We start from the raw sequence: 1,190 nt of genomic DNA on the forward strand, positions 1-1,190 counted from the left end.
AGCGGCACCCGGTGCGCACCGTGATCTCCACCAGCTCGTGTCCCCGACCATGCTGGTGGAGGCGCTGATGTCCTGGGCGAAACCGGGTTCAGGCTCTGGCTGATGAGCATCGCCGTGCGCTGGCGCCCGTCCTCGACGCTGCGGTTGGCCAGCGCCCCGTAGCGGGCCCCGTTGGTGGCCGCGTCGATCAGGGTGTTGCGCACGTGCAGCGCCAGGGCCAGCTGCACGATGCTCAGCCCCACCACGATCAGCAGGGTCGCGACCATAACGAATTCGGCCACCGCCGAGCCGCGCTGGGAGGTGGCCGAACTCGCTGGGCGGGTCCGGGCCGGATTGTGGTGGGTGGACATGAGGCTGCCGCGCCTACCCCATCCCGGAGACCCGGTCGATGGCCTGGTTGAACAGTTCCTGCAGCCGCGGCCCGGCCACGGCGAGCAGGGCCGCGACCAGCAACGCGGACATGAGGGTGATCATCACCCAACCGGGCACGTCGCCGCGTTCCTCACGCAGCTTCGGGCCGAGGCGTTCGCCCAGCCGGTGCAGCAGGTCAAGTGTCATCAGCACCAGGGTGTTCAGGTGGTGTTCGAGGGTTTTCATTTTCGTGTTCCTTACCGTCGGAGCGGGTCTGTGGGTTGGCAGGTGGTGCGGGGAGTCGTCGGCAGCGCGGCGGGCGGGTGGGCCCGGCGGGCCGATGACGTGGGCGGAGGTGGCAGCGTCGGTTCAATAGCTCATCTCCAATAGCGATAGTCCGGGGAAGACCGCGAAGATCACGGTCAGCGGCAGCACGCCGAAGACGATCGGCGCCAGCATGGCCACCTCCCGTTTTCCGGCCAGTTCCATCAGTTCCCGCTTCGAGGCGTCGCGCACGTCCTGGGCCTGGTCGCGCAGCACCTGGGCCAGGGGCGTGCCGCGTTCGGTGGCCACCACGATGGCGTCGACGAACCGGGTCATCGCCCCGATCTGGATGCGGTCGGACATGTTCTCCATGGCCTGGGTCATCGGCGTGCCGGAGCGGATGTCGTGGATGGTGGTGGTGAATTCCTCGCCGATGGCGCCGCGGCAGATCCGCGAGATCCGCTCCAGCGCCCGGTGGTCGATTCCCCGGCGCGACGGTCAGCGCCAGGATGTCGGCGACCGTGGGGAATTGGGTCAGGATCTTGCGCGAGCGTTGCTGCACCTGTTCGCCCAGC

Annotated in this window: 4 protein-coding genes; 1 reads left to right on the forward strand and 3 read right to left on the reverse strand. The window is 68.5% G+C overall.

Annotated features, from left to right (window positions below; translation table 11 throughout):
* From JCM19049_RS14710 to JCM19049_RS14720, 3 genes are all read right to left on the reverse strand, one after another.
* Positions 1-350 (reverse strand): pilus assembly protein (locus tag JCM19049_RS14710; protein ID WP_279403307.1); only part of this gene is annotated, 350 nt, incomplete at its 3' end.
* A 13-nt stretch (positions 351-363) separates the two neighbouring features.
* Entirely contained in the window at positions 364-558 is a 195-nt protein-coding gene (locus tag JCM19049_RS14715) for a hypothetical protein (RefSeq protein WP_054821943.1), read from the reverse strand.
* Positions 559-720: 162 nt separating this feature from the next.
* The gene (locus tag JCM19049_RS14720; protein ID WP_306420823.1) at positions 721-1,074 is read right to left on the reverse strand and encodes a type II secretion system F family protein; all 354 of its coding nucleotides are present in this window, start codon (positions 1,072-1,074) and stop codon (positions 721-723) included.
* Here JCM19049_RS14720 and JCM19049_RS14725 point away from each other — a divergent pair.
* Positions 977-1,190 (forward strand): hypothetical protein (locus JCM19049_RS14725; protein WP_279403308.1); only part of this gene is annotated, 214 nt, incomplete at its 3' end. The two genes, JCM19049_RS14720 and JCM19049_RS14725, sit on opposite strands and share 98 nt — an antisense overlap.

The organism is Arthrobacter sp. JCM 19049, assembly GCF_001310435.1.

Bases quoted from the DNA above. Each gene is read 5' to 3' on its own strand.
- JCM19049_RS14715 (WP_054821943.1), bottom strand. From the start codon at position 558: ATGACACTTGACCTGCTGCACCGGCTGGGCGAACGCCTCGGCCCGAAG.